Annotated in this window: 2 protein-coding genes; both read right to left on the bottom strand. The window is 36.0% G+C overall.

Annotation, left to right across the window (positions count from 1 at the left end; all coding sequences use genetic code 11):
* Positions 1–318 precede the first annotated feature (318 nt).
* Positions 319–1,233, bottom strand: a complete 915-nt coding sequence (locus AC13EX_RS04735) for a helix-turn-helix domain-containing protein (RefSeq protein ID WP_375583477.1) — start codon at positions 1,231–1,233, stop codon at positions 319–321.
* Between the two features lie 59 nt (positions 1,234–1,292).
* Positions 1,293–2,117, bottom strand: coding sequence for an SDR family oxidoreductase (locus AC13EX_RS04730; RefSeq protein ID WP_482891758.1), 825 nt, complete (start codon positions 2,115–2,117; stop codon positions 1,293–1,295).
* Positions 2,118–2,503 lie beyond the last annotated feature (386 nt).

The following is a 2,503-nucleotide window of genomic DNA, read 5'->3' as shown; positions in this document are numbered from 1 at the left end:
GGCTGATCTGGTCGGGACTTTTTTCAAAATGGCCGGAAACTAGTGATACTTGGGAAATGTAATTTTCGATACTTCTGGGAGAGTAGTTTCTGATCTGCATCTCCTGATACATCTGCTGACGTAGGCTTTTTTTTCCATGATTAGTAAAGTTTAAAGGTTAAACATGGAATAAAAATAATCTATATACCTGAAAATAAGATCATTAATATAAGAAAAGTAAAAAACTACCGACGCAGGAGGTTTTGTTCAACGGTTTGGCTATGCGCCGTGCGACGTTAGGAGCATGGACGTATAGCTTGTGTTAGGCACTGGGCTTCCTTAATTCAGATTTCTCCTAAATTCGCTTGGGCTCATCGCTGTCTTCTTTTTAAAGATTTTACTAAAATATTGTGGATACTCAAACCCCAGAGCATAAGCTATTTCGCTTGCACTTTCGTTGGAATTTAGGAGTCTGTTTTTTGCTTTTTCAATGATGTATAGATGAATATGGTCTTGTGTGCTTCGTCCGGTTTCTTTTCGTAGTAAATCGCTTAAATATTTAGGCGACATATTAAGTGCGTCTCCGCAATATTGAACGGTGGGGATTCCCAACTCCAACTGCTTTTCTTGCTTGTAATAGTCTTTTAATAGTTGCTCGAATTGACTGGCAATGTCTTGATTTAGATTGGTTCTAGTATAAAATTGTCGATCATAAAAACGAATACAGTAATTCAATAACAATTCCATATTTGAAATAATCAAAGTTTGACTGTGTGCGTCAATATTGTTGCTGATTTCTTTCTCGATTTTCTCAATGGTATCTGTGACCGTTTTTCTTTCCTCTTCGGATAGATGTAAGGCTTCGTTTGAATCATAGGAAAAGAATGAATAATCTTCTATGCGTTGACCCAATGTTGCTTTCCGAATCAAATCCGGATGAAAAGCTAAAATCCAGCCTTTGTCAGTTTCGGCTGTTTCAGCTTTTTTATATTCCATCACTTGGTTTGGTGCTGTAAAAATCATTGTACCCTCTTGAAAGTCATATGAATTTCTACCGTAATTGACAATGCTATAAGGACAATTATCCTTTAAACTGATCTTGTACAAGCCTAGTAAATACTTTAGGTTATCAACTTCTAATTTTTTTCGAGCATAACCTAATCGTAATACAGATATGAGTGGATGTTTTGGCTTTGCTAAACCTAAAACCTGATGAAATTCCGATATGGTTTCTATTTTTATAAAATCTTTCAATGTGCTAAGTTTTGTACAGAAAAGCACACTTTCATCCCTAAAGTATGCTTTTCTATTTCTTATTTAATGTTTAGGTTAGTTTTCATCATACTAAGGAACTCAGCATCATTCATCGTTTTTCTGGCCTTTAATAAATGTTCAGCATCTGGACCCGCTACATATCTAAGCGTATTGGTTCCGTCGGTTGCGGCATTATAAATCACATCTGCTACCAAGTTTGGACTGTTCCTTTTTTCAGAACTCATTAATTGTTCAAAAATATTCATAACCCCTGATGCAAATTCTTTGTATTCTGTTAATTCATCATTGTGTTGAAAATCCATCGAACGACCTGAAAAATCTGTTTTTATGCTACCTGGTTCCACTATTTTTATTTTTGCGCCAATAGGTTCTAATTCGTATTGTAAAGATTCTGAAAAACCTTCCACCGCAAATTTTGTGGCATGGTAAAGTTGCATCATTGGAAAGGTTGTTTTACCACCAACCGATGATATATTGATGAACATTCCGCTTTTATTTGCTCTAAAATGCGGCAATACGGCTCTTGTTACATCAAAAAGACCCAAGACATTGACATCAAACTGTCTCGAAACATTTTCTCTAGCTACAGATTCAAAAGTACCCAATATACCGTACCCAGCATTGTTAAGGACGACATCGATTTTTCCAAACTTATCAATTCCTTCTTCAATGGCACTTGTGATACTAGTTAAATCTTGAACATCTAGTTTGGTAATGAAAACATTTTCTAGAGAGGTTAGCTCATTCTCTTTTTCAGGATTACGCATTGTTGCAATTACATTCCATCCTTTTGCTTGAAATTTTTTGGCTGTTGCTTTTCCAATTCCTGATGATGCTCCTGTTATTAAAATTGTTTTGCTCATTTTTTCTTTTTTTAAAGATTTACAATTAATTCTGAAGCAAAATTAGAGCATCTATAAAGTGTGAATGTATTCAAATTACTGATTATTGAATACTTTTTGCGTATTCGTTTTCTGCCTTGTGCCTAACGTAAAGAGTTTTAAACGCAATCTAGCCAAAAAAAATAACTATCTAAGATGGAGTTCCTTAGATTGCGGTTAAAACTTAGTTGGATAGCCTGTCCCGTTTTCTTCGGGAAAACCGGGGGCCTGTCTATGGGCATTTATGTTTCGTTATTTGGGAGAGTTTGGGGTGTTTGGTGCCAGAAACCCCAGTTTTGATCTCCCTAACCACTGACTTGTGGTTGTTTTGGATACTGTAGGGGCAGTCCTTTCCCATTAACGCCCTG

This window comes from Cyclobacterium sp. L-R, assembly GCF_056859355.1.
Note: the sequence above shows the minus strand (reverse complement) of the source record. Positions and strands in the feature narration are given on the sequence as shown.